The sequence below is a fragment of the Polaribacter sp. R2A056_3_33 genome, assembly GCF_019278485.1.
GTDB lineage: Bacteria > Bacteroidota > Bacteroidia > Flavobacteriales > Flavobacteriaceae > Polaribacter.
Genome location: NZ_CP058984.1, coordinates 434970 through 460107 on the forward strand (window position 1 = coordinate 434970; position 25138 = coordinate 460107).

Genomic DNA, 25138 nt, shown 5'->3' on the forward strand with positions numbered 1-25138 from the left:
ATTTACAAGCTAATTTGTAGGTGCTTTAAAAGCATAAAATAAATTGATTATGAAAAAACTGACAACAACACTAATAATGATTATAGCTTTCTCTTCTTTTTCTAACGCTCAAGACTCTTTTAAAGACCTTTGGTTACAAGTAGATAGATTTGAAAAAGACAACTTACCAAAATCGGCTTTAAAAATTGTAGAAGATATTTACGCTAAAGCGGATACACAAAACAATGCACCTCAGTTAATAAAAACGCTGTTTTATAAAAGTAAATATTCTTTAACCTTAGAAGAAGATGCGCAATTAATCATCATTGATAATTTTAAAAAACACATTGCTAAAAGCGAATTTCCAACAAGAAACGTATTAGAAAACATACTAGGAAATTTATATTGGCAATATTTTACTGAAAATAGATACAAGTTTTACAACAGGACAAAAACGGAAACTAAAGTAGATGAAAACGATTTTAGAACTTGGGATTTAGAAACTCTTTTTAAAGAAATTCACTGTCATTTAGAAGCTTCCTTAGAAAATGCAGCAGAATTACAGAAAACAGATATTTATGACTATTCAGATATCTTACAAATCACCAAAGATTCTAAAACATACAGACCTACTTTATATGATTTTTTAGCAAATAATGCTTTAGATTTCTATAAGTCATCAGAAACTAGTATCACAAGACCGTCTTATAAATTTGTGTTAGATCATTCAGATTTTTTATCTGATTACAAAACTTTTTCGGACATAAAAATAGAAACTGAAGATCACTTATCATTACAATTTAATGCGTTAAAAATATATCAGAATTTAATTCAGTTTCATACTAAAGAAAACAATTTAAATGCTTTAGTAGATATTGATATTCAACGTATAAACTTCATTTACGAACACGCTACTTTTAGCGACAAGCAGAAAATTTATCTAAGTACATTAAATAAAACGAAACAATATTTTAACAAAAATAAAGTAAGTGCTTTATATACTTTTCAAATTGCAAAACATCATAGAGAGCTAGCCAATAACACACTTGCTTTCTCAATTTGTAATGAGGTAATTAATGAGTTTCCCAAAAGTATGGGAGCACAAAAATGTACAGTTCTTAAAAATAAAATTTTAGAGAAATCACTTTCAATAACAGCAGAACAATTTGTGCCTATAAACACCAATTCTAGAGCATTGATCAATTATAAAAATATTGACAACCTCTATTTTACAGCGTACAAAATAACAAGTACAGAACTAGAAAAATTCAATAAAACGTATAATACAGCTGATAAAATAAAGTTTATAAACACTTTAGAGAAGAACAAAAACTGGAATTCAAAACTAAGAAATGAGCAGGATTACTTGCAACATACTACAGAGGTAATTCTTCCAAAATTTGACAACGGAAACTATTTAATTGTTTCTTCTGAAGATGAAATTATTGCAGAAAACTCCATTTTTGGTACAGCTACAATTCAAGCTACCGATTTAACTTTAATTGAAAACAATTTTGATGACAAATACAATTATCAAATTGTAGATAGAAATACAGGTAAACCTGTTAAAAATGCAGAGGTATCTCTATCTAACAACCAACCTAGAAGAGGTGCTACTATCAATAAAAAATTAACGACAGATAAAAACGGATTTACTTCTTTTAAAAGTGACGATTATTACCAAGATGTAATTATTACAGTAAAAACTAAAAATGATGTTGCCACTTTTGGAAATCATTATTTATATAAAACCAATAGAAGACAAACGAATAAAGCGAACGAAAGCTTGCAATCTTTTATTTTTACAGATAGAAGTATTTACAGACCAGGACAAACCGTTTATTTTAAATCAATCGTTATCAAAAAACAAGGAGAAGAATCGACTGTTTTTACGGATGATTTTATAGAAATTAATTTAAAAGATGTAAACAATCAAACGGTAAGTACACTCGAATTAAAATTGAATGAATTTGGTTCTGTTGCCGGTGAATTTATCCTACCAAACAACGGTTTAACGGGTCAGTATGCAATTGAAATAAAACAAAGTTCGAAAAGTAAAAGTAATATCAGTTTATATTCTAATCGTTCTTTTATTTCTGTTGAAGAATATAAAAGACCAAAATTTGAAACAGCATTTAAACCAATTACAGAAAGTTATAAAATTAACGATGCTATTACCATAAACGGATTTGCAAAAGCATTTTCTGGTGCAAATATTACAGATGCAAAAGTGGTGTATCGTGTACACAGAAAAGTGCAATACCCAAATTGGTATTATTGGAGAAAACCAAATCCTGCTTCTAGTTCACAAGAAATTATAAGCGGAGAAACTATTACTGATGAAAATGGCGCGTTTAAAATAGTTTTTAATGCCATTCCTGATGAAAGTGTTGATAAAGAAAGTCTGCCTATTTTTAATTATGAAATCACTGCAGATGTTACTGACATCAACGGAGAAACTCGCAGTGCAACTAGCATTGTAAATGTTGGGTATCATGCTTTAGTTGCAACTATTTTATCAGAAAACAACATCGATAAAAATAGTGATGACAATATTTTAAATATTGACACAAAAAACTTGAATGGCGAGTTTGTTCCTGCAAAAGGAAATATTAAAATATATAAATTAGAAGCACCAAAAACCCCATTAAGAAAAAAACCTTGGGCAGCGCCAGATTATCAAGATATTTCAGAAAATAAATTTAGAAAGCTATTTCCTCATGACGCGTATTCAGATAACGAAATGGACGCCAATAATTGGAAAAAAGGAACACTTGTTTTTAACGAAAATTTCAACACAGAAACTAGTAAAAAGCTCCTTCTAAAAAATACCGGAAATTGGCTTTCTGGTAAATATAAAATAGTATTAGAAAGTAAGGATAAGTACAATCAAAAAGTAAAAGACGAAAAAATAGTTACGCTTTTTGCTACCAAAGAAAAACAAGTTGCAGATAATAATTTATTTGTAATTCATGCAGATAAACCTTCTTATCAAATTGATGATATCGTTGAAATCCAATTAGGTTCTGCATCAAAAGATATTACTGCAATTGTACAGATTGAAAAAAATCATATAATTATAGAAACTCGTTTAATTAAATTAAACAACGACACAAAAACGATAAAAATACCGGTAAACAGAGAAGATCTTGATGGTTTTGCTGTAAAGTATCACTTTGTAAATTATAATTATTTTAAAAGTGGAAGCTTATTAATTAATGTAACTGAAGAAAAAGAAAGCATAGAAATTGAAACCAATATATTTAGAGATAAGTTATTACCAGGACAAGATGAAACTTGGAGTTTTACTATTAAAAATGATAAAAACGACCAGCTTGCAGCTGAAGTTTTAGCTTCTATGTATGATGCTTCTTTAGACCAGTTTACACCTCATCAATGGAGTTTTAACCCGATAGCTTCAAAGCCAAAATATTATTCTTACACACATAGTAATGCGAATAATAGTTTTAGCAACACTTATTTTAACGTTGTAAATACCCAAAGAAATCTATCAGGTTACCCAACAATTTCTTATGATACTTATAATTGGTTTGGGTTTCGTTTTGGAACGAATAGAAATCTTTATTTAAGACATTCTATGGCTAAGAGAAGTGCTCCAAGCCCAGAAATGATAATGGTTGTTGAAGATGAAGCTGAAGTCTCAGAAATCATTATTGAATCTACAGAATCCGATGAAAGTGAAATGGTTGATGATGTTTCATTCGTTAAAGAGGAAGAAGAAAAAATCGATTTAGAAGGAATACAAATCAGAAAAAACTTTAATGAAACTGCTTTCTTTTTACCTCAATTAAGAACTGATAAAAACGGACAAGTAAGTTTTTCTTTTACAATGCCAGAAGCATTAACTAAATGGAAATTGCAATTATTAGCGCATACAAAATCGTTAAAATCAGCAACAAAAACATTAGAAACGGTTACTCAAAAAGAATTGATGATTGTACCAAATGCACCAAGATTTTTACGAGAAGGAGATAAAATTACAGTTTCAGCAAAAGTAACCAACTTAACAAATAATCAATTAAGTGGTTTTGCTAAACTAATTTTAACCGATGCCATTACAGGAAAAGAAATTGATATAGCATTAGAAAACTTAAACTCCACCAAAAACTTTACCGTTGATAAAGATGGAAATACCAATGTTTCTTGGAATTTATCAATTCCGGAAACGGTACAAGCTGTTCAGTATAAAATTGTAGCTAAAGCAGGTGATTTCTCTGATGGTGAACAAAATGTTTTACCTGTTTTATCCAACAGAATGTTGGTTACAGAAACTTTACCAATGTGGGTAAAATCTAACGAAACTAAAACTTTTACCTTAGATAAGTTAAAGAATAATACTTCTTCTACTTTAAAAAACCATAAGTTGACTTTAGAAATGACATCAAACCCAGTTTGGTATGCTATACAATCTTTACCATATTTAATGGAATATCCATATGAGTGTGCAGAACAAGTTTTCTCTAGATATTATGCAAATACCTTAGCTAGTTTCGTTGCAAATTCTAACCCAAAAATTCAAGAAGTATTCAATGCTTGGAAATCTTCTGATGCGCTTTTATCAAACCTAGAAAAAAATGAGGAATTAAAATCATTAATTATTCAAGAAACTCCTTGGTTAAGAGATGCACAATCTGAAACCGAGCAAAAAAAGAGAATTGCTTTATTATTCGACTTGAATAAGATGAAAAATGAGCAAGAAAAAGCTATCCATAAATTACAAGACATTCAGATGAATTCTGGTGGTTTTCCTTGGTTTAAAGGTAGTAGAAATGAAAGCAATTTTATTACACAACATATTGCAACAAGTTTTGGTCATTTACAAAAATTGGGCGTTACAGATTTAGATGCTTCAACAAAAAAAATGATTGAGAAAGCTGTACAGTTCTTAGATGAAGAAATAGATGATCAATACAAGAAGTTATTAGACAACGCAGAGCAAATAAAACAGAAAGCAAAAACAGAAAAGAAAGGTAAAAAAGCATATGATAATTATTTAGCTAAAAATAATTTGAACTATTTTACCATTCAGTATTTGTATATGCGTAGTTTTTACAACAACATTTCTATGGATAACAACTTGCAAAAAGCGGTTGATTATTACAGAAATCAAACTGTTACCTATTGGAATGATTATAATTTATACGCAAAAGGACAAATTGCTTTATCACTTTTTAGAAGCGATAAAAAAACAACTGCTAATCAGATTTTAAAATCGTTAAAAGAAAATTCAATTACTTCAGATGAATTAGGAATGTATTGGAAAGAAAACGCTGCTGGTTACTATTATTATCAAGCTCCTATAGAAACTCAGGCATTAATGATTGAAACATTTTCTGAAATAGAAAACAATACAGAAACCATTGATAACCTAAAAATTTGGTTACTTAAAAATAAGCAAACTAATAGTTGGAAAACGACCAAAGCAACCTCCGAAGCCGTGTATGCATTATTGTTAAATGGAACTAATTGGATTTCAGTTACAGAAATGGTAGATATAAAGGTTGGTGACAAAGAAATTAACCCAACAAAGTTGGAAGAAGTAAAAGTAGAAGCCGGAACTGGTTATTTTAAAACTTCTTGGAATGGAAATGAAATCACACCAAAAATGGCAACAATTACCATCAATAAAAAAGGAGAAGGAATTGCTTGGGGAGGTTTGTATTGGCAATATTTTGAAGATCTAGACAAAATTACTTCCGCAGACACACCTTTAAAACTGGATAAGAAATTATTCTTAAAAGTAAATTCAGACACAGGAAAAGAGTTACAGGAAGTAACAAAAAATACACAGTTAAAGGTTGGCGATTTAATTACAGTTAGAATAGAACTAAGGAGCGATAGAGATATGGAATTTATTCACATGAAAGACATGAGAGCTTCTGGGGTAGAGCCTATAAATGTTTTATCTAGCTATAAATGGCAAGACAATTTAGGATATTACGAAAGCACTAAAGATGCTGCAACAAACTTCTTTTTTGATCGATTACCAAAAGGAATCTATGTTTTTGAATATGATGTGAGAGTTAATAATGCTGGAAATTTCAGCAACGGAATTACTACCGTACAAAGCATGTATGCTCCAGAGTTTAGCAGTCATTCTAAAGGTGTAAGAATTAATGTGTTATAAATTTAAGCATATTACCTAGCAAAATAATACCTCTTATATTTTGAAACAAGAGTTGAAAGGTTGTAATTTGGGGCAACCCCCAATTTGATATAAAATGCAGAAAATATTATTAGCCCTCAGTTTAATATTTGTAGTAAACTTAACAGTAAAATCCCAAAATATATCAGACCATGCAATTGGTGTACGTATAGCCGGTGGAAATGGAACCGGAGGAGAAATCTCCTACCAAAAACATTTAGACAATAACAACCGTTTAGAAGTTGATTTAGGAATAGCCAGCGAAATTAACGACTTTAAATTAACAGGTACATACCAATGGCTATGGAGCATCGAAAAACAATTTAACTGGTACGCCGGAGTTGGTGGTGGAGTTGTTTCTGCTAGTAAATTTGGTGTTTATGGAGCCGGAGTTGTAGGACTTGAGTATAACTTTGACGCTCCAATAGTAGCTTCCTTAGATTACAGGCCAGAACTTGGTTTCTCTGGTTCTTTTGGTTTTATTTCCAATATAGGTTTAGCTGTAAGGTATCAATTTTAAAAAAAAAGAACCTTTTAAAAGCCCTTCTACTTTAAAACTAGAAGTTTTTTATGTGATTATCTTTGCTTTAAAATTTAATGACAAAGTTCATTTAGATTAAATTATAAATATAACTTTGTCCTTTAATAAAAAACACACTTAATTATGAAAAAAACACTTTTAATTATCGGTCTATTAGTAGCAGGAGCATTTTCTGTAAATGCACAAAGTATTTCTGAAAATGCAATAGGTCTACGATTTAGTGGAGGAAATGGAGTTGGAGGAGAAATCTCTTACCAAAGAGGATTAGGAGATAACAACCGTTTAGAAGTAGATTTAGGTTTAGCAAACGAGTTTTCTGATTTTAAAGCAACAGGTTTATACCAATGGGTTTGGAATTTAGAAGATAGATTTAATTGGTATGCAGGTGTTGGTGGTGGTCTTGTTTCTGCTAGCGGAGCAAGTATCTTTGGAGCTGGTGTTGTAGGTATTGAATATGATTTTAATGCACCTATTTTACTTTCTTTAGATTACAGACCAGAAGTTGGTATTTCTGGCAATTTAAATGGTATAAATTCAGATATATCTTTAGCTGTAAGATATCAATTCTAAATAGAATACTTAACATAATGAAAGATCCTCTAAATTAATTTTTAGAGGATTTTATTTTTCACTCACTTTATCTAAAGTATTAAAAGCTAATTACATTCAATAATTTAAACCTAATGCTCCAAATTAGAAATTTACTTTTAAATAACTCAGGTAGTTTAGTTTATGCTATAGGTTTTAAAATTATTCTACTTTTTTAAACCTTATACTGTAGACTAAAGTTTCTATCAAAAAACCTTTTGAATCAATAATTCAATGGATAAAGGTCATTTAAACGCAGTAATACATCTAAATTTGAACTATAATAAAAAACACACTTAATTATGAAAAAAACACTTTTAATTATCGGTCTATTAGTAGCAGGAGTATTTTCTGTAAACGCACAAAGTATTTCTGAAAATGCAATAGGTTTACGTTTAGGCGATAATGATGGATTTGGAGCAGAAGTATCTTACCAAAGAGCTTTAGGAGATAATAACAGATTAGAAATTGATTTAGGCTTAAGAAACAACACAAACTACGACGGTTTTAAGGCTGCAGGTATTTACCAATGGGTCTGGAATATTGAAGGTGGTTTTAACTGGTACGCAGGTGTTGGTGGTGGTTTAGGAAACTATAGTGGAAAAGACAACAACGATGATTTTTCTGAAACATTTGCTTTTGCAGCTGGAGATATTGGAATTGAGTATAATTTTACAGACGCACCAATATTACTTTCTTTAGATTTAAGACCAGAATTTGGTTTTGGAAATACATATAATGATTTTGATAACGACATAGCATTTGGTATCAGATACCAATTCTAGATAATAAAAGATTATATAAAAAAATCCTCTAAATTAATTTTTAGAGGATTTTCTTTTTTTACTCGCTTTTGCTAGTGGATTAAAATCTAAGGCCAACTGCAACCAATAGTTTAGGTCTTCCTCTAAATCTACCGCTTCTTCAGAGAGAAATACAAAACCTTTCATCGGTTTTCCTGTAAAATTCATTTTATTACAACCATCCTTTACTAAAGATTCTTCATAAACATCAGGATTAATACGTGCCATAATTTCCTCTTTTATTACAGCAACATACATTTTATCATCTACCATAAATAATAAGCCTCCCATCATTTTTTTAGTGATAAAGAAAACACTTTTCTCTTTTAAAAATTGAGAAACTCTATCTGCTAAATATTCACTATAAGCCATTATTATTTTTATTTAAGCGGATAACTTTGTAATATTTTGTTAAAAATTTCTTTAAAATAAAGTATTCTTTTTTCTGGACTTCTTTTCTCTTTTATAGTTGATGTTAAAATTCCTTCCCAAAAAAGTTCATTGGTTTTAGCATCTACAAATTCCACCATTATTTCTTCATCGAGTTTTTTCCCTCCAATTGGTATTCCGCCAGAAACTCCAATTCCACCATTTCTTCCTCCACTTCCTAAACCAATTGCAATAGTATTAGTAACTTTAGGTGCTGATGTTTTTGCCTTAAAATTGATATAAAAATCTGGTTTTTCTACCTCATTGAATCCTAATTCTCCCATTTCTTCAAATAGAGCATCTGCTGCCCTATCTACATCAAATTCATTTAAACCTGCACCAATATCATCAAAAAAAGCATAGGTTTTATATTTCTTAAAGTTGGTATTCTCATCATAATCTGTAATTACTTTAGATGTTGAGCAACTCATTAATAAGAGTAAAATGAAGTATTGGACTTTTTTCATCAGAAATATTATTTATTTTCTTTAATCACAACTCTTGTAGGCGTATCTTTTCCACTAATAATACTCTCTGTTCCTTTAGCAACCGCCTTTATAGTTTCTGTAATAACCGTCATATTTAAAGTTTCTACTTCATCTGATACTTGGTGATAATCTTTATCAACATCAATTGGAGTTGTAGAAAAAGTATGAGAAGGCACCCCCAATCTTGCCAAAGAGGCATTGTCTGATCTAAAAAATAAATTAAACTTTTTATACGGATCTGCAAATAACTGATAACCAGTCCCTTCTAAATTATTCTGAATAATTTTACCAAAATCAGATCTTTCAAAACCTGTTAACCAAGCAGTATTTGGACCAAAACTTGGCACTTTACCAATCATTTCTAAATTAATACCTGCAACAAACTTATCTGCATCAATACCTTTTCCAAAATGCGTAGAACCAATTAATCCCATTTCTTCAGCCGTAAAGGCCACAAAAAGAATGGTTCTTTCATTGTTTGCTTTCACTTTAAAGTATTCGGCCAATGCTAAAATTCCTGTTACTCCAGAAGCATCATCATTTGCACCATTATAAATACTATCTAATTGCCCTTCTTTTTTACTAATTCCTAAATGATCATAATGGGCAGAAATAACTACAATTTCATTTTTCTTAGATTTCCCTTCTAAAATTCCGATAATATTACTGGTTGTAATTTCTTTTTTAGACCTTTTATCGCTAAACGTAAACGTTTGTCTATAATTTTTTAAAGTATCATAGGTAGTTAACCCAATTCTTTCAAATTCATTTTCTATGTATTTAGCCGCTTTTTCAATTCCTGGTGTTCCAGACTTTCTACCTTCCATATCATCCGAAGCTAGTGTATAAAGGTGTTTTTTTACAGTAATAGAATCTATCGTTGCTACCTTTTTTTTCGTTTTAACTACTTTGGAACTTTCTTTACAAGAAATAATAACTGCAAACAAAAGGACATAAACTAAATTCAATTTCTTCATTCTAATAGATTTTTAAAAGGCTAAATATAGCTAATTTTATTTCGTATTTTTGCTGAAAATATATAAAATGGATTTATCTCTTATACCAAACATAAAACACTTAAACTCAAATAACTTTTTTTTACTTGCAGGTCCTTGTGCCATAGAAAGTGAAGAAATGGCTATGAGAATTGCTGAAAAAGTAATTACAATTACAGACAAATTAGAAATTCCTTATATTTTTAAGGGGAGTTTTAAAAAAGCAAATAGAAGTAGAATTGATAGCTTTACAGGAATTGGAGATGAAAAAGCATTGAAAATTTTACGTAAAGTTTCAGAAACTTTTAATGTACCAACTGTTACCGATATTCATGAAGTCTCAGATGCTATAAAAGCCGCAGAATATGTAGATGTTTTACAGATTCCTGCTTTTTTAGTGCGCCAAACAGATTTAGTTGTAGCTGCTGCACAAACGGGTAAGGTTGTCAACCTAAAAAAAGGGCAATTTATGAGCCCTGGTGCTATGAAACACGCAGTACAAAAAGTAAAAGATGCAGGATCTGAAAAAGCTTGGATTACAGATAGAGGTACTATGTTTGGTTACCAAGACATGATTGTAGATTTTAGAGGAATCCCAGAAATGAGAAAATTTGCTCCTACAATTTTAGACGTTACGCATTCTTTACAACAACCAAATCAAGAAGCTGGTGTTACTGGTGGAAGACCAGATATGATTGAAACTATTGCCAGAGCCGGAATTGTAAATAATGTTGATGGTTTATTTATTGAAACTCATTTTGACCCTGCAAATGCAAAATCTGACGGAGCAAATATGTTACATTTAGACAATTTAGAAAGTTTATTAACCAACTTAGTTGCCATTAGAAAAACAATTAATAGTTTATAAAATATACATTTTTTGGGCGTTTTAACAGGCTTTCACTACTCGCTTTTTTTCTAAAAAAGAAAAAAGAGTTCAAACAAGCCGTTCAATCCTTAACGCGCTTACCCAGTTCACATAAAAAAAATAATTTCACAATTCCTGTAAGGTCTTTTTCTTGATATTGCAGGAATTATTTTCTTTTATAAAATCCTTTTTCTTTAAGTTGATGTGCTTCGGCTAAAACAGATAGTAAAATTTCTTCATTAATAGCATCAATAGACGTATAACGAAGTGATTTTATAACCTTTCTATTTTCTGAAATTAAATGCTCATTGTATTTTGTTAAATGAGCAGAAACCCAAAAACCAACATCTACATATCCTTTTTTCTTTGAAGGATTTAAATAACAAAATGGCTTTTCATCTAAATAATAAAAAGGCATTTTCCATTTAAATTGTAAATCAACTTCAGGGAAATTAGTTTCAATTAGAATCTGCAAATGCATTAAAATGGATTTGAAAGGTTCTGGTTGGTTTAAAATGTATTCTTCTGCAGGTTTCATTGTTGTATATTCGCGAAAGTTAAAAAATAACAGTTACATGAACGATAATTATCAAATTAATTTCTCTTTAAAAGGATTTACAAGTATTTTAATTGGTGCTTACTTTTTTATTGGAGGCTTTTTTATAGAAACCATATTAAAAGGTTCTCTAACTAAAGAAACTCCTTTAAAATTATCTTATAAAACTACAGAAATATTAATTATTACAACTGTTCTACTCGTTTTTCTTTTTTCTTCTTTGACTTTATTTTTTAATGGAAAAAGAAATGCTAAAAAATTACAATACCAACTTTGGAATGATAATAGCAAAGTAGTTTTAAAAAAATATATACTTGCATTTGTAGTCATTTTTACCTCAGTACTAATTTTAATGAATCTTGGTTTTATAACCTACCTTACTCCTACTTTCCTTATTTTATACGGACTTTTACTTTTTTCCGTTAAACATAAAGACCGAAAAAACCTATTAATTTTAGCGGGCTTAAGTATTTTTTTAGCAGTAATCTGTTTCTTAATACCTACTTACTGGTCTGCATCTCTTTCTATTTTAGGAATTGCCCATGTAGCGTATGGTGTTGCTGTAAAAGAGTAATTTTACAAGTCATCTTACAGCAGTTCATCAATAAAAACTAAAAATAATAAACTTTTGTTGCCCAATTGATATTTTTACTTTTACTTTGTAATTCAAAGTTCTTTAAGAAATGAGTCAAGAAGATTATTTAAGAGACATATCAGAAATTAAAAACTTAATGAGTAAATCATCAAAATTTATTTCATTGAGTGGTCTGTCTGGTATTTTAGCAGGAATTTATGCTTTAATAGGTTCTGGGTATGCATATTGGTTGGTAACCCAAAAAGGAGGTGGAATTCTTACTTTAGACGGCGAAGTATTCCGTTTGGCACTAATAGATTTACTTTTAGTAGGAACTCTTAGTGTGGCAACAGCTATCTTTTTAACCACCAGAAAAGCCAAGAAAAACAATGAAAAAATATGGGATCCTTTAACTAGAAGAATATTATTAAATTTTATAATACCTTTGGTCGCTGGTGGAATTTATATCATCATAATTTTAAACCAACAACGTTACGGACAAACAGGTGCATTAATGTTATTGTTTTATGGTTTGGCGCTATTTAATGCCTCTAAATATACTTTGGGTGACGTAAAATATTTAGGACTTACTCAGATAGTCTTAGGTTTATTATCTGCTATTTTACCTGGTTATGGTTTTTGGTTTTGGGTACTTGGTTTTGGAGTAATGCACATTTTATATGGAGCTGTTATGTATTTTAAATACGATAGAAAATAACCTCTTTTAATAATAAATAGACCTTAGTTGAAAAATATAATTCTAAATATAAATAAAGCTTTTGATCATCGAATACGACTTGGCATTATGTCTGTTTTGATGGTGAATGAATATGCAGATTTTAATACTTTAAAAGAATTATTAGGTGCCACAGATGGTAATTTAGCAAGTCATACAAAGGCTTTAGAAAAAGTAGATTTTATAAAAGTAGAAAAACAATTTATTGGCAGAAAACCAAACACAAAATACTTAGCAACCGAATTAGGTAAAATGGAATTTAAAAAACACATTGAAGCACTCGAAAAATTAATTAAAAACAAGTAAACTATTTTTTTACACACTTACTTTGAATTACAAAGTACTTTAAATAAAACGAATCAATTTAAAAAAATATAAATAAATTAATAACTATGGAAACAAATAATCAACAACAAGGAAAATTTGGTAGATGGGTAAAAACATCAATTACTGCAAGAATGCTAATGGTAGGCGTTTTAATTGTGGTTTTAATGATTCCGCTCTCTTATATTAAAAATTTAATCTACGAAAGAATGATACGTCAACAAGAAGTTGTTAGTGAAATCAATCAAAAATGGGGAGAAGAAGTTCTAATTTATGGTCCTATTTTAAAAGTACCTTATAAAACATATTCAGAAAAAACGATAACAAATCCAATTACTAAAGAGGTACAAAAAGAAACAATTACCAAAATAAAATATGCTTACTTTTTCCCTAAAAAGTTGGTCATAAATTCAACCATAAATCCAGAAGAAAAAACGAGAGGAATCTATAAAACCGCCGTTTATAAAAGTAGCATAGCTATTAATGGAAGTTTCTCTAAACCCGATTTTTCTGAAATAGAAATTAACGACGAAGATATTCTTTGGGATAAAACAAGAGTAATTATACAATCTTCAAATTTAAAAGGAGCTGCTAGTTTGTTTGAAATTCAGTTTCATAAAAACAAGTATCAATTAACTTCTAAGAACTTTAAAAACACAGATTCTAATATAGCGTACAACACAGATTATGTAGATTTAAACGAATTAGAAAGCAATAACTTACAACTTTTAGATGTACCAAACGGAAAGGAAACTTCGTTTGCGATAACCAAAAAAATGAAAGGTAGTAAACAGATTCGTTTTATACCAGTAGGCCAAGAAACTGATGTTAATATTAATTCTGACTGGAAAACGGCTAATTTTATTGGAGAATATTTACCTCATAATTCAGATAAAATTACAGAAGAAGGTTTTAATGCAAAATGGAAAATTTTAGATATCAACCGACCTTTTTCTCAGCAATATTTTAACGGAATTCCTAATTTAAATAACTATGCTTTTGGAGTTAATTTTTTAATCCCTGTTGATGAATATCAAAAAAATGAGCGATCTGCTAAATATGGATTTTTAGTAATTGGACTTACGTTCTTAATTTTCTTTTTAATACAATCTATGAGTAAAATAAACATCCATCCGTTTCAATATTTAATGATTGGTATTGCATTAACCATGTTTTACACCTTATTAATATCTATTTCTGAACATAGTAGTTACTTAAAAGCATATTTAATTGCAGGAGCTTCCGTTGTTACTTTAATCACTTTATATTCTAAATCGATCTTAAAAAACATCAAGTTTCCAGTTTTTATTGGAGTATCCTTAACAGCATTATACACCTTTATTTTTGTAATTATTCAGTTAGAAAATTATGCTTTATTAGTGGGAAGTATTGGTCTATTTGTAATTCTAGCAGCAGTTATGTTTGCTTCAAGAAAAATAGATTGGGAAAATAATTAGTAATCAGCTTTAATTAAGCAAAGCCTCTAGCCTACTCGAGGTTTTGCTTTTTAATAAAAACAAATGATCTTATTTACATTATTAGCACTCTTATTCTTAACATCAATATCTTTTATAAGCTACTTAACTTCAAAATTGATAATATCAACTTTTAATATAAAAAAAGGTGAGAAGAAAACGGTATTTACCATTCTAACAACCTTATTAATTATATGTGCTATAATGCAAATAATATTTAACTACAAACCATGAAAATATACTTAAACTATTTTATCCCTTTTATTTTACTTTTGATAATAGAAGTACTTATCGAAAGATTTGCTACAGGTTTTATTAGATTTACAATAGGTGATTATTTAGCTGTTATGTTGGTCTATACTTTGATAAAAAGTATCCTTAGAATATCTATAGAAAAAGCAATATTAATAACCTTTATTATCGCTTTTAGTATTGAATTTCTTCAATTATCTGATTTACAAAATAACTTTCCAGCAGCTTATTCTAAAACATTAAAAATAATATTAGGTACCTCTTTTAGTTTTGGAGATCTAGTTGCTTATTCACTAGGAATCATATCAATAATTTTAGTAGAGAAATATTTAAAAAAGCTTAAAATTGCCTTCTAATCTTTCTAATAATATCTTCTAATCCATTTAATTGCAGTTCATACACCAACTCCATTTGTTTCCCTAATTTTCCGTTAGGGAAACCTTTGTTTTTATACCAAACAATATAATGTTCTGGTAAATCTATAAGATATTTGCCTTTGTATTTACCAAACGGCATTTTCATGTTTGCTAAATCTATTAGAAATTGTCTGTCTTGTTCCAATATTTTGTATTGATTTTTTTTACTTTTTACTTAAAACGTATTATTATCCTTAAAAACTGCAACTAATCACTGAATACGGACTTACTCTTTTCCGTCTATATAATCTTGTAAATAAGAAAAACGTGGAGTTAATTTTCCGTTTTCTGTCATTTTTGCACGTTCTAAAACGCCATCTTTATCATTATTAAAAAAAGCAGGAATTACGTTTTCTAAAAACATTTCTCCAAAACCTTCGCTCGCATCTTTTGGCAATTCACAAGGTAAATTGTCCACCGCCATAACAACAATAGCATTTTTGTCTTTAAAATTAACTTCTGATGCTGTTTGTGGATTATACCCATAAATAGGATCTGCAATTGTTGATGCTTTTATTGTAGATGCCACTGGACCATCTACATCGCAAGAAATATCTGCCACAAATTTTATATTAAAATCTTGGACTTTTGCATCTTCTCTTGTAAATAAATAAGGTGCACCATTTCCATAAAAATGACCAGCAATAAAGAAGTCTGATACTTTTGCAAAACGCATAAAATCTGACTCATATTTTTCTGGATAATCATAAAAATCGAAATTATCAATAACTTGCCCGTCTTTACGCTTGTTATAATCTAACACATCTGCCAAACAATAAACAGGCTCGTTAAACGAATTATTTAAATATTCATCTACAGAAACTTCTTTAATAGACATTGCATCTAACATTTCTTTTGCTCCGTAAGCAACCTTTCCGTTTCCGGTTAAAAGAATTTTGATGTTTGGTAATTTTATTTTCTTTAATTCAGAAATTAATTCTTGTTGGCTATCTAACGTTTCTGCTTTTGGCAAATTGAATGTTTCGTTTGTTAAACCAATTGCTCTAAAACCATTATAAGCACCAACAATACCTGCATAACGACCAAAACCAATTAAACGCATTCCGTTTTCACCTACAATAGTTTCGTGATCGTATAATTCTATATTTTTTTCTAGAATAGCTAATAACAATTTTCTATTATAAGGTTGCTTTTTAATCGTGTGGCTAAAGAAAAAATATTTTTTATTGCTGATTAAAGCCTCAATTGGCACTTCTTTGACACCAAATAAAACATCACAGTCTGACACATTTTCAGTTACCTCTAATCCTGCAGCTTTATAAGCTTCGTTAGAAAACACTCTAATATCTGAAGACTCTACTTTAATAACTGCTTCCGGATAGCTTTTCTTGAATTCTTGTAGCTTTCCTGGTGAAAAAACAACTCTTCTATCTGGTGGGTTTTTACGTTCTTTGATAATGCCAAACTTCATAATTTTAGTGTTTTTAGAGACCTTGAAACAAGTTCTGTAGGATTGGTATAATATTTGCTCGAAGATATTAGAATTTATGGTGATAAGCAACTGTATTTTTTATACTTTTGCAGACCGCGTTAAGGATTGAAGTGACATCCTTTTTAATTTTTCATTAAAAAGATATAACGGAAAGCCTGACCACGATTTTTTTTCGTGGTAACGCCCAAACTATTAAAACGGGGACGACTGGTTTTGACAGCGAGGACAGTGGATTTGTAAGCATACCGAGTTATGAAATAACACTCGTTAAACCTAATTTCAACTTTTTAAACGGCGAAGATAACTACGCTTTAGCTGCTTAATCCGAATCACAGTAGGATTGGCCTCGGCACACTAGGTGTGCAAGCTTTATGTCCACGAATAGCCTTGATTTACGGCGATTCACTTTTGGGCATCGTAAAAGTAAATATAGAAAACCTGGTACTTTGACGGGTTTTTGAAACTAAAGAAGTTAAGCTAAAAGCAGATTGTTCTTAATCAGCTTTTAGTCGAAAACTAAGAAAGAACTAAGTATGTAGAAAGCTTTTTGGCTGCTCGTTTGGACCCGAGTTCGATTCTCGGCGTCTCCACAAAACACCCTTATAAACCCAGTGTTTGTGAGGGTTTTTTATTTCCGTTGATAATAACATTGAATTTTGTAGAATAATAAAATAATTAAAAAATGAAGAAGTTAAGTAAAATCTTATGTGTAATTTTTGCCATAACATGTATAGCCGGATGTAGTAGTAATGAAAATAACATTATGGAAACACCAGTAAACACAACTATTAATGCGAAATGGAAGGTTAGTAATTCTACCGAATATAAATCATTCGAATTTAATGATAGCGGTAATTATATTATAACAAAAAATGCTGCTGACGCAAAAACAAACACCGCTACTACTGAAACTAAAACCATCTTTTTTGGAACCTATATTTTTATTGATGATAATACTTTAGAGCTTTCAGATTTTGGAACACTAACCATAGATAATATGGATGAAAACGCTATATATTTTACACTAAAATTAAACAACAATACAAATACGGAAACTTTTATTGAAGCCGATAGAGAAGAAGAAATAACAAACTCTACAAATACTGAGTTACTATGTAGAACTTGGCAATTAATAAGTATTGACGGACAAAATGTACTTGGAACAGATGAAGAGCTTACTGTTTTATTTTCTAAAGCTGGTACATATTTTGTTACCAATAATAACCCTTTAGAAGAAGGTGGTTTAGCTGAATGGAATTGGACAGACAGCACACAAACATTTCTTGAATATTCTTGGAATAAAGGCCTAAGTAGTGATGGTATTGTAGAAGTTAGTAATTTAACTTCTACCTCTCTAACAATTACTGAAGATGGAGAAATATTTATTTTAGAACCTATTTCTAATAAGAAAACAAGTAAAACTGATACAAAAAAATATAGTGGAGTTGTAAAATCTGGTATCTTTAAAAGATAAAAAATATAGGAAATAATACTTTACCATAAACCTCAAAAAATTAATTTTATTTTTTGAGGTTTATTTTTAGCCAACTATTAGTCAACATCTTTTACAAAACATCAAAATTAGCCTTTTACTTTTTTAACAAAGTTCTGTTTAAAGCATTTCATTAATTCCTTCCAGAACCTCTTCTAGATCCTCCACCACCTCTTTTTTTTCCCTTAACATTCATTTTCTGACCAGCAAAACTACCAAACTTATACACGAAGTTGAGCATAAAATATTGCTCTAAAATTTTATTTTCTATATCTTGAATATAGGTTTCTGTTACAGTTCTTCTATACCCATTATTCTTACCAAGAATATCATAAGCCACCAAAGAAAGTGTTGCTTGATTATCCCAAAGCTCGACTCCTAAACCTGCATTCCAAAAAACGGCATCACCATCAAACTCATCTCCCACTCTACTATTGTAGCGATATGAAACTCTATTAGATAAAAAAGCATTTTTAAAAAAGAACACATTAGAATTGACATCAACATTCTGAACAAAATAATTATTATCATTAAATGCATCTGTAGTATAAACATTTTTATTTTTAGAATAACTGTAAGCTGTAGTTATATCAATTTTGCTATCATAAGAATAACTAACAGAAAATGAAGGTTTTAAGACAGTAGTTTTTGCAGTAAACTCTACAGCATTCTGTAAAGATAAACTGTTCTTATAACTCGCATTAAAACGGGCATTTAAATTAATATTTGTTTTTCTGTTAAAGTAAGATTTAGAAACCGCAACATTTCCGGTATATGAATAATCTCCGTCTATATTACTATACGTAGTGTACCTGTTTAAATCTGCATCTGTAATGGTAGAGTTTATAATTTTATCTTGAACAAATTGTGCTCTCACATTTCCAGAAATGTTGATATTATTATACGCTAAATTATTTTGATATTGAAAACGTGCATTATGACTTATTCCTGGTTTTAAAAGCGGATTACCAACAATTACATGCGTAATATTACTAACATCTTCTACCGGTTGTAATTGTCCTACGGATGGTAAATCTACATTCTGATCATACTCTAAAGAGATATTTTTATATCCATTTTCATCTCTATAGCGTATTCTTCCCGAATAGGTTAGATAATCAAATTCTGCCTTAAAATCTCGCTCCGCTACCAACTCATCTTTATAATCTCTATAGGTATTTGTATATGCGCCTTCTATATCAAAACGAAATTCTTTATATTGATATCTTAATTTTAATGCAGGTCTTAATGTTGTGGTAACATACTTACTCTCTGAACTTAGCAACTCATTAAAATCACTATATTCTTCTGATGTTTCATCGAAATCATAGATATATTTTTCGCTGTTTTTTGTATTAACTGTAGCGCTATATCTTGGCATCAACCTAAAATTTGTAAATAATTCCTTACTCCAAAAGGCATTAAAATTGATATCACTACTATTACTATCTGTTGTATTAATTTGATCTTGAATAACCGTTTGCCCCCTATTAACTAAAACGTTTTTAGAATATTTTTGACTATCGGAATCTGATTTGTTAAAATCTGTACCTAAGCTTACATTTAAATAATCTGCTTTATTATTTAAAACAGGTGTTACTGAAAATTCATTTTTAAATTCATTGCTAGAAGAGCTAGACTCGCTATTAGAAGTATAATCACTTACTAAATCGCCATTATCATAATAAGATTCACTTTTAACTGTTCCACCAGATTCTTGACTAGAACTTTTAAAATCTGTTTTATTAGATAAACGGACTTTCTTATTGGAAGAAGTACTTTTTGGTTTTAGAATAAATTTTAAATCTACTCCGGCTGTATGACTGTCTGAATCTGAAAAGCTATTACTTTTAGAGTCAGTAATATAATTTAAATCGGGTAAAAAAGTTTCTTTATGACTTATGTTATCAAAATCTCTATTCTGTGCACTATACCTATAATTACCATTTACACTTGTTTCATTCCATTTCCCTTTTGTATAATTTGCTCCTACAAAATCAGACTTAATATCTCCATTACTAGTATCTGTATCTGGTAAAGAATTAAACCCTTTAGATAAATTTATATTATTAGTACCACCAATAATTCCTAATTGTTTGCCATCAATTAATTTAAAAACATTGGCATTTGCCTGATATTTTTCATCTGTACCATAACCGAGTTTAACATCTCCAAAAGTAGCTCTGTTTTTCCCTTTTTTAATTTTAAAATTGATTTCCTTTGTACCTGAATCAGATTCTTCTCCTGTAAATTTTTGATTATCCGTTTTATAATCTGTAACCTGTACTTTACTTATAACGTTACTTGGCAGGTTTTTTAACGCGATATCTCCTTTTTGCTCACCAAAAAATCGCATTCCATCAACATTTATAGCCGTTACTTCTATTCCGTTTACCGTAATAACACCATCTATATCGATATCTACTCCTGGTAATTTTTTTAATAAATCTTCGGCTTTGTCATTTGGTAAGGTTTTAAAACTATCTGCATTATATTCTACAGTATCTTTTTTTATTAAAACAGGAGGAGCTCTCGCAATAATTGTAATAACATCTAACTCTTCTATTTCATTATTTAAAACTAAATACCCCATATTTAATGTCCCGTTATCTGGAACATTAACAACTTTTATATATGGTTCATACCCCAAGGACGCTATGTTAAAAATCACTTTAGAATCCTCTCCAGCATTTACTCGCAAAGAATATTCACCATTTTTATTTGTAATACCATAAGCAATCGGAACACTATCTTTTGCACTCTGCACATACACTGTTGCTCCATTTAAAAAAATAGAATCTTGATCTTTAAGCACACCTTCTAACGTGAATTTTTGTGAGAATAATGTAGAAGAAATAAGTAGCAAAAATAATAGTAGTGTTGTTTTCAATGTATGCAGCTTTAGATTTAAATCTTTGACACAGAAAAAGGTATAAGGTTTAAATGAAAAGCAACAAAAAATATCCTAACTTAAATTACCATATTAATAGAGATCAGCAGTTTTAACATTATAAATCAAAGCATCTTCTAACTTTTAAAGGATACTGTAAAAATTTTCTTTTCATTTAAACCTTTTTAACACGATGGCTTTATAAAAATAAGGAACTTTTAAAAATCTAGTTTTACAATTATGACAACTATAAAACTTTGAATTGGGAATTAATCTTAAAACGAAACTCCTAGCGAGTCTTTTTCTAAAACTAGAGTTACATGATGGACATTTAGGCATTTGGGGGGGAAGGGATTAGTAATAGTTAGCTTACTGATAATCTACACATTAGTTAAACAAAACTACAGTTAATTTTCTAAAAATAAAATTGATAAAAAAGGAATTCATATAACGATGTGCATTTTTATGATTTTGATAATTAAAACCATATTTTTGCTTGATACTGTAAAAAAATTGAAAAAAATAATTGTTTCTGTCACAAATGACTTATCAACAGACCAACGTGTTGATAAAGTTTGCTGTACGTTACATAAAAATGGTTTTGAAATTGTTTTAATAGGTCGGAAACTAAAGAATAGCCAACCTTTAAATAGAAATTATTCCACAAAAAGAATCCGATTATTTTTTAACAAGGGTTTTTTGTTTTATGCAGAATATAATTTTCGTTTATTTTTTATCTTATTTTTTTCTAAAAAAGACATCTTACTTTCTAATGATTTAGATACATTATTACCTAATTTTTTAGTGAGTTGGTTACAAGGGAAAAAAATAGTTTATGACAGTCATGAGTTATTTCCAGAAATTCCTGAATTGGTACACAAACCTTTGGTTAAAAAATGTTGGTCTAATTTAGAAGCTTGGATACTTCCAAAACTAAAAAACAGCTACACAGTTTGTAAAAGTATTGCAGCGTTTTATCATAAAGAACACCAAACGGACTTTAAAACAATTATGAACTTACCTAGAGAAAAAGAAATTCAGTTAGGTATGTTTCCTTTTAATACTAAAGACAAAAAAATTATTCTATATCAAGGTGCAGTAAATTTAGGAAGAGGCCTAGAATTAATGATTGATACCATGCCTTATTTAAAGAATACACTTTTAGTAATTATTGGTGATGGTGATATTATTGACGACCTAAAACAATGCGTACACGAAAAAAAGTTAAACAACTACATTTATTTTTTAGGTAAAATTTCTCCGATAGAACTACACAAACTAACACCTTTAGCAGATTTAGGGATAAGTGTAGAAGAAGATTTAGGCTTAAATTACAGATATGCTTTACCAAACAAAATATTCGATTACATACAAGCCGAAGTCCCTATTTTAGTTTCTAATTTACCAGAAATGAAACAAATTGTACTAAATTATAAAGTAGGTGAAATCGTTAAAAGTAGAAATCCAAAAGAACTTGCTACACAAATAAAAAGGTTACTAGAAAAAAGTTTTTCTACAGAATTAAAGAAAGCAAAAAAAGAATTGGTTTGGGAGAAGCAAGAAGAAAAACTATTGTCAATCTTCAATAATTTAAAATAGCTATTTTTTGTATTGATGTGGGTTTTCTCTAATGCCTTTTTTAAATAATTTGCGTACACTAGATCGCAGAGTATTATCTATTCTTAAGAAAATATCTTTTACTTTTTCTGAAGATCTTCCTCTAAATGTTGTTACATGAAAAGTATCTGAAACTAAAATAGGTGTGTTAGAAAAATAGTAATTAGATACACAGCATCTAACAGCATCCTTTTCTACTTTACTTACAGAATGCCATGAGTTTTGATGCGTTGTCATAACAACCAACCTGTTAAATTTACTTACTACGGTAGTTGCTGTTTTTTGTAATCCTTCTGGCCAAATCTCTAAATTACCTCCATTATCGGCAGTCCAATTAGGACTTACATAATACAAAAGATTTAAAACCCGCCATCTATTTCTATCCTTATCATGAGAATTATCTAAATGCGGATTTAAAAAATTATCTTTTTCCATTAAAGATAATCCACCAGCATACAAGTTTTCATCACTATAAACTTCTTCTAATTCACAAATTTCGGAAACCAAATCGACCACTCTTTTGTCTTGAAATGCATAAATAACTTCTTCTAAAAGAGTATTATAGTTATCCATTTGGTAGGCTGTAAATTTAAACTCTCTTAAATTCTTTTTCCGAACAGCTTCCTTTGTTGTAGGAAATTTATTATAAATCTCTGTAGCCAGTTCTTTAGGCAACAAGTCATCTATAAAAAAATAACCAATCGTATCTTTAGATTCTAAAAACTGAATTTTTAAAGCTTCTTTATTTGTAATTAATTTAGAGCAAATTAAACCGGCGATTTCAGATCTATTCATGTTTTAATTTTAAATGACACATATAGCTTACTTTCATACAATTTAAGAAAAAAACTGAAGATTTTTTGATAGCTAATTTTTCGAAGAAAAGATGAAACACACCAACTATTCTTGTCATTCTTAAGATTGATATTTTTCTTACCAACGCTAACAAAGGCATTTCTTTTGTATCAATTAAACTTTGTTTATCAATAAAAATAAGGTTTTCCATTGCTTCTTTAGTTTTAGCAACAAACAAATCATTTTTATCTAAACCTAAATGATACACCTCATTATTTATATGTTCAATTTTATATCTTTTCTTTATCAACTCTAAAGAAAACAACAAATCTTCTCGCCCATATTGCATTAATTTTTCTTCAAATTTCACACTATTAAAGACCTCTTTCTTAACTAAAAAATTTGAAGTGAAAAAATATTTATCTGGATGTTCAATACGTTTATCTACAGAAATTTCTTCGTGCCTTTTCCCATATTTATAACGTAATAATCTAAAATTCTCTTTTTTATTTTGGTATAATAATCCTCCACAAAAAACAGTTTTATCTTTTTTAAAACAATGTATATAGTTTTTTATAAAATTAGAATTTACAGGAATAACATCAGCATCTAAAAACAACAACCAATTATATATTGCTTTTTTTGCTAATAAGTTTCTAATTGCACTTCTACCAATGTTATTTTCTAGACTTTTAAAACTAGAGAAAGAAAGTTTATTTATGTCCTTATTTTTTTCATTTAAAGGTGACTTAGAGCCATCATCCAAACAAATAATTTCAAATTGTATGTCTTCTAAAATTAATTGTTGATGTATCTCTTTCACCAAAAAAAAAGTATTGTAATTATATGTCGGTATAAGAACAGATAGCATTAAGTAGTTGCTTTTTGGGCTACTTCAAATAATTCTCCCCCCTCACACTTTAATGTTTTTTGCTTAAACTTTACAATTAACTGATAATCGTGCGTTGCCATTAAAATGGTTTTTCCACTTTTATGAATTTCATTTAAAAGCTCCATCACTCCTAAAGAAGTTTTTGGATCTAAATTACCTGTTGGCTCATCTGCTAAAATTAATTCTGGATCATTTAACAACGCTCTTGCAATAGCAATTCTTTGTTGTTCTCCTCCAGAAAGCTCGTACGTTTTTTTGTAAGCTTGAGATTTCATCCCTACTTTATCTAAAACCTCGTCAATTTTTTCTTTAATCTTAACTTTATCTTTCCAACCAGTAGCTTTTAAAACAAACTCTAAATTCCCAAAAATAGTTCTATCGCTTAATAATTTAAAGTCTTGAAAAACAATTCCTATTTTTCGTCTTAAAAAAGGAATCTCTTTTTCTTTTATTTTTTTTAAATCGAAGTCTACAATACTCCCCGCTCCTTTTTGTAATTTTAAATCCCCGTATAGGGTTTTCATTAAACTACTTTTTCCACTTCCTGTTTTACCAATTAAATAATAAAACTCTCCTTTTTGTATTGATAAATTTACGTTAGACAATACCAAATTTTCTCTTTGATAAATCTCTGCGTTCTCTAAAAATAAGACTGGTTTTTCCATAAAAAACTTGTTTTTACAAACTTAAAATTTTTGAACGATTTTATACCATGAATTATAAACAATTCTTATTTTTGAATTAAAATATTTTTTCATATTTTTTTCTTCTAACATCAAACAAAATTAAAATAAGTTCGTTATTCATTC

The 25138-nt window shown here is 29.3% G+C and carries 22 protein-coding genes and 1 other RNA gene; 13 read left to right on the forward strand and 10 right to left on the reverse strand.

From position 1 onward, the window contains the following. The first annotated feature begins 49 nt into the window (after window positions 1-49). The 4 genes from H0I29_RS02005 to H0I29_RS02020 all read left to right on the forward strand — a co-directional run bounded on the left by H0I29_RS02005 (window position 50) and on the right by H0I29_RS02020 (window position 8059). The gene (locus H0I29_RS02005; RefSeq protein ID WP_218754231.1) at window positions 50-6127 is read left to right on the forward strand and encodes an alpha-2-macroglobulin; all 6078 of its coding nucleotides are present in this window, start codon (window positions 50-52) and stop codon (window positions 6125-6127) included. A gap of 94 nt (window positions 6128-6221) precedes the next feature. Then, a complete protein-coding gene (locus H0I29_RS02010; RefSeq protein ID WP_218731171.1) occupies window positions 6222-6665 on the forward strand; it encodes a hypothetical protein in 444 nt (147 codons plus the stop codon). 144 nt (window positions 6666-6809) lie between these two features. Beyond that, window positions 6810-7256, forward strand: a complete 447-nt coding sequence (locus H0I29_RS02015; RefSeq protein ID WP_218754232.1) for a porin — start codon at window positions 6810-6812, stop codon at window positions 7254-7256. A gap of 320 nt (window positions 7257-7576) precedes the next feature. Continuing rightward, a complete protein-coding gene (locus H0I29_RS02020; RefSeq protein WP_218754233.1) occupies window positions 7577-8059 on the forward strand; it encodes an outer membrane protein in 483 nt (160 codons plus the stop codon). A 33-nt stretch (window positions 8060-8092) separates the two neighbouring features. Here the strand turns inward: H0I29_RS02020 and H0I29_RS02025 are convergent, their stop codons facing one another. Genes H0I29_RS02025 through H0I29_RS02035 form a run of 3 tightly spaced genes read right to left on the reverse strand, consistent with a single transcriptional unit; the run spans window position 8093 to window position 9971 of the window. Then, complete coding sequence (locus H0I29_RS02025; protein WP_218754234.1) at window positions 8093-8449, reverse strand: TfoX/Sxy family protein; 357 nt, start codon at window positions 8447-8449, stop codon at window positions 8093-8095. 8 nt (window positions 8450-8457) lie between these two features. Beyond that, entirely contained in the window at window positions 8458-8973 is a 516-nt protein-coding gene (locus H0I29_RS02030; protein ID WP_218754235.1) for a DUF4136 domain-containing protein, read from the reverse strand. An 8-nt stretch (window positions 8974-8981) separates the two neighbouring features. Then, the gene (locus H0I29_RS02035; protein ID WP_218754236.1) at window positions 8982-9971 is read right to left on the reverse strand and encodes a M28 family peptidase; all 990 of its coding nucleotides are present in this window, start codon (window positions 9969-9971) and stop codon (window positions 8982-8984) included. Between the two features lie 67 nt (window positions 9972-10038). Between H0I29_RS02035 and kdsA the strand changes: the two genes are divergently transcribed. Further along, a complete protein-coding gene (gene kdsA / locus H0I29_RS02040) occupies window positions 10039-10857 on the forward strand; it encodes a 3-deoxy-8-phosphooctulonate synthase (protein ID WP_218754237.1) in 819 nt (272 codons plus the stop codon). Window positions 10858-11023: 166 nt separating this feature from the next. Here kdsA and H0I29_RS02045 read toward each other — a convergent pair whose 3' ends face one another. After that, window positions 11024-11395, reverse strand: coding sequence for a DUF1801 domain-containing protein (locus H0I29_RS02045; protein WP_218731177.1), 372 nt, complete (start codon window positions 11393-11395; stop codon window positions 11024-11026). 37 nt (window positions 11396-11432) lie between these two features. On the opposite strand from H0I29_RS02045, the gene H0I29_RS02050 reads away from it, so the two are divergent. The 5 genes from H0I29_RS02050 (at window position 11433) to H0I29_RS02070 (ending at window position 15130) form a co-directional block, all read left to right on the forward strand. After that, window positions 11433-11987 (forward strand): hypothetical protein, encoded by a 555-nt coding sequence (locus H0I29_RS02050; RefSeq protein ID WP_218754238.1) that lies wholly within the window; start codon window positions 11433-11435, stop codon window positions 11985-11987. A gap of 109 nt (window positions 11988-12096) precedes the next feature. Next, the gene (locus tag H0I29_RS02055; RefSeq protein WP_218754239.1) at window positions 12097-12705 is read left to right on the forward strand and encodes a hypothetical protein; all 609 of its coding nucleotides are present in this window, start codon (window positions 12097-12099) and stop codon (window positions 12703-12705) included. Window positions 12706-12732: 27 nt separating this feature from the next. Then, entirely contained in the window at window positions 12733-13029 is a 297-nt protein-coding gene (locus H0I29_RS02060; protein WP_082864288.1) for a transcriptional regulator, read from the forward strand. An 86-nt stretch (window positions 13030-13115) separates the two neighbouring features. Next, window positions 13116-14504, forward strand: coding sequence for a cell envelope integrity protein CreD (gene creD / locus H0I29_RS02065; RefSeq protein WP_218754240.1), 1389 nt, complete (start codon window positions 13116-13118; stop codon window positions 14502-14504). 248 nt (window positions 14505-14752) lie between these two features. Continuing rightward, window positions 14753-15130: a DUF2809 domain-containing protein gene (locus H0I29_RS02070; RefSeq protein WP_218754241.1), complete on the forward strand. Its 378-nt coding sequence runs from the start codon at window positions 14753-14755 to the stop codon at window positions 15128-15130. On the opposite strand, the gene H0I29_RS02075 is transcribed toward H0I29_RS02070, so the two are convergent. Together H0I29_RS02075 and H0I29_RS02080 are read right to left on the reverse strand one after the other, a co-directional pair. Next, window positions 15114-15335, reverse strand: a complete 222-nt coding sequence (locus H0I29_RS02075; RefSeq protein WP_218731182.1) for a DUF3820 family protein — start codon at window positions 15333-15335, stop codon at window positions 15114-15116. The genes H0I29_RS02070 and H0I29_RS02075 overlap by 17 nt on opposite strands. A gap of 81 nt (window positions 15336-15416) precedes the next feature. Further along, the gene (locus tag H0I29_RS02080) at window positions 15417-16622 is read right to left on the reverse strand and encodes an NAD(P)-dependent oxidoreductase (RefSeq protein ID WP_218754242.1); all 1206 of its coding nucleotides are present in this window, start codon (window positions 16620-16622) and stop codon (window positions 15417-15419) included. A 220-nt stretch (window positions 16623-16842) separates the two neighbouring features. Between H0I29_RS02080 and ssrA the strand changes: the two genes are divergently transcribed. Together ssrA and H0I29_RS02090 are read left to right on the forward strand one after the other, a co-directional pair. Beyond that, window positions 16843-17236: a transfer-messenger RNA gene (gene ssrA, locus H0I29_RS02085) on the forward strand. An 89-nt stretch (window positions 17237-17325) separates the two neighbouring features. Continuing rightward, window positions 17326-18117: a hypothetical protein gene (locus H0I29_RS02090; protein WP_218754243.1), complete on the forward strand. Its 792-nt coding sequence runs from the start codon at window positions 17326-17328 to the stop codon at window positions 18115-18117. A 151-nt stretch (window positions 18118-18268) separates the two neighbouring features. On the opposite strand, the gene H0I29_RS02095 is transcribed toward H0I29_RS02090, so the two are convergent. Next, complete coding sequence (locus tag H0I29_RS02095) at window positions 18269-21025, reverse strand: outer membrane beta-barrel protein (RefSeq protein ID WP_218754244.1); 2757 nt, start codon at window positions 21023-21025, stop codon at window positions 18269-18271. Window positions 21026-21538: 513 nt separating this feature from the next. Here H0I29_RS02095 and H0I29_RS02100 point away from each other — a divergent pair. Further along, entirely contained in the window at window positions 21539-22624 is a 1086-nt protein-coding gene (locus H0I29_RS02100; RefSeq protein ID WP_218754245.1) for a glycosyltransferase, read from the forward strand. Here H0I29_RS02100 and H0I29_RS02105 read toward each other — a convergent pair whose 3' ends face one another. Genes H0I29_RS02105 through H0I29_RS02115 form a run of 3 tightly spaced genes read right to left on the reverse strand, consistent with a single transcriptional unit; the run spans window position 22625 to window position 24994 of the window. Further along, on the reverse strand, window positions 22625-23437 hold the full coding sequence (locus H0I29_RS02105; RefSeq protein ID WP_218754246.1) for a 2OG-Fe(II) oxygenase: 813 nt from the start codon (window positions 23435-23437) through the stop codon (window positions 22625-22627). It abuts the gene before it with no gap. Further along, entirely contained in the window at window positions 23430-24260 is an 831-nt protein-coding gene (locus H0I29_RS02110) for a glycosyltransferase family 2 protein (protein ID WP_254712681.1), read from the reverse strand. The genes H0I29_RS02105 and H0I29_RS02110 overlap by 8 nt, the downstream gene beginning before the upstream one ends. A 47-nt stretch (window positions 24261-24307) precedes the next feature. Beyond that, entirely contained in the window at window positions 24308-24994 is a 687-nt protein-coding gene (locus H0I29_RS02115) for a cell division ATP-binding protein FtsE (RefSeq protein ID WP_218754248.1), read from the reverse strand. Between the last annotated feature and the right edge of the window lie 144 nt (window positions 24995-25138).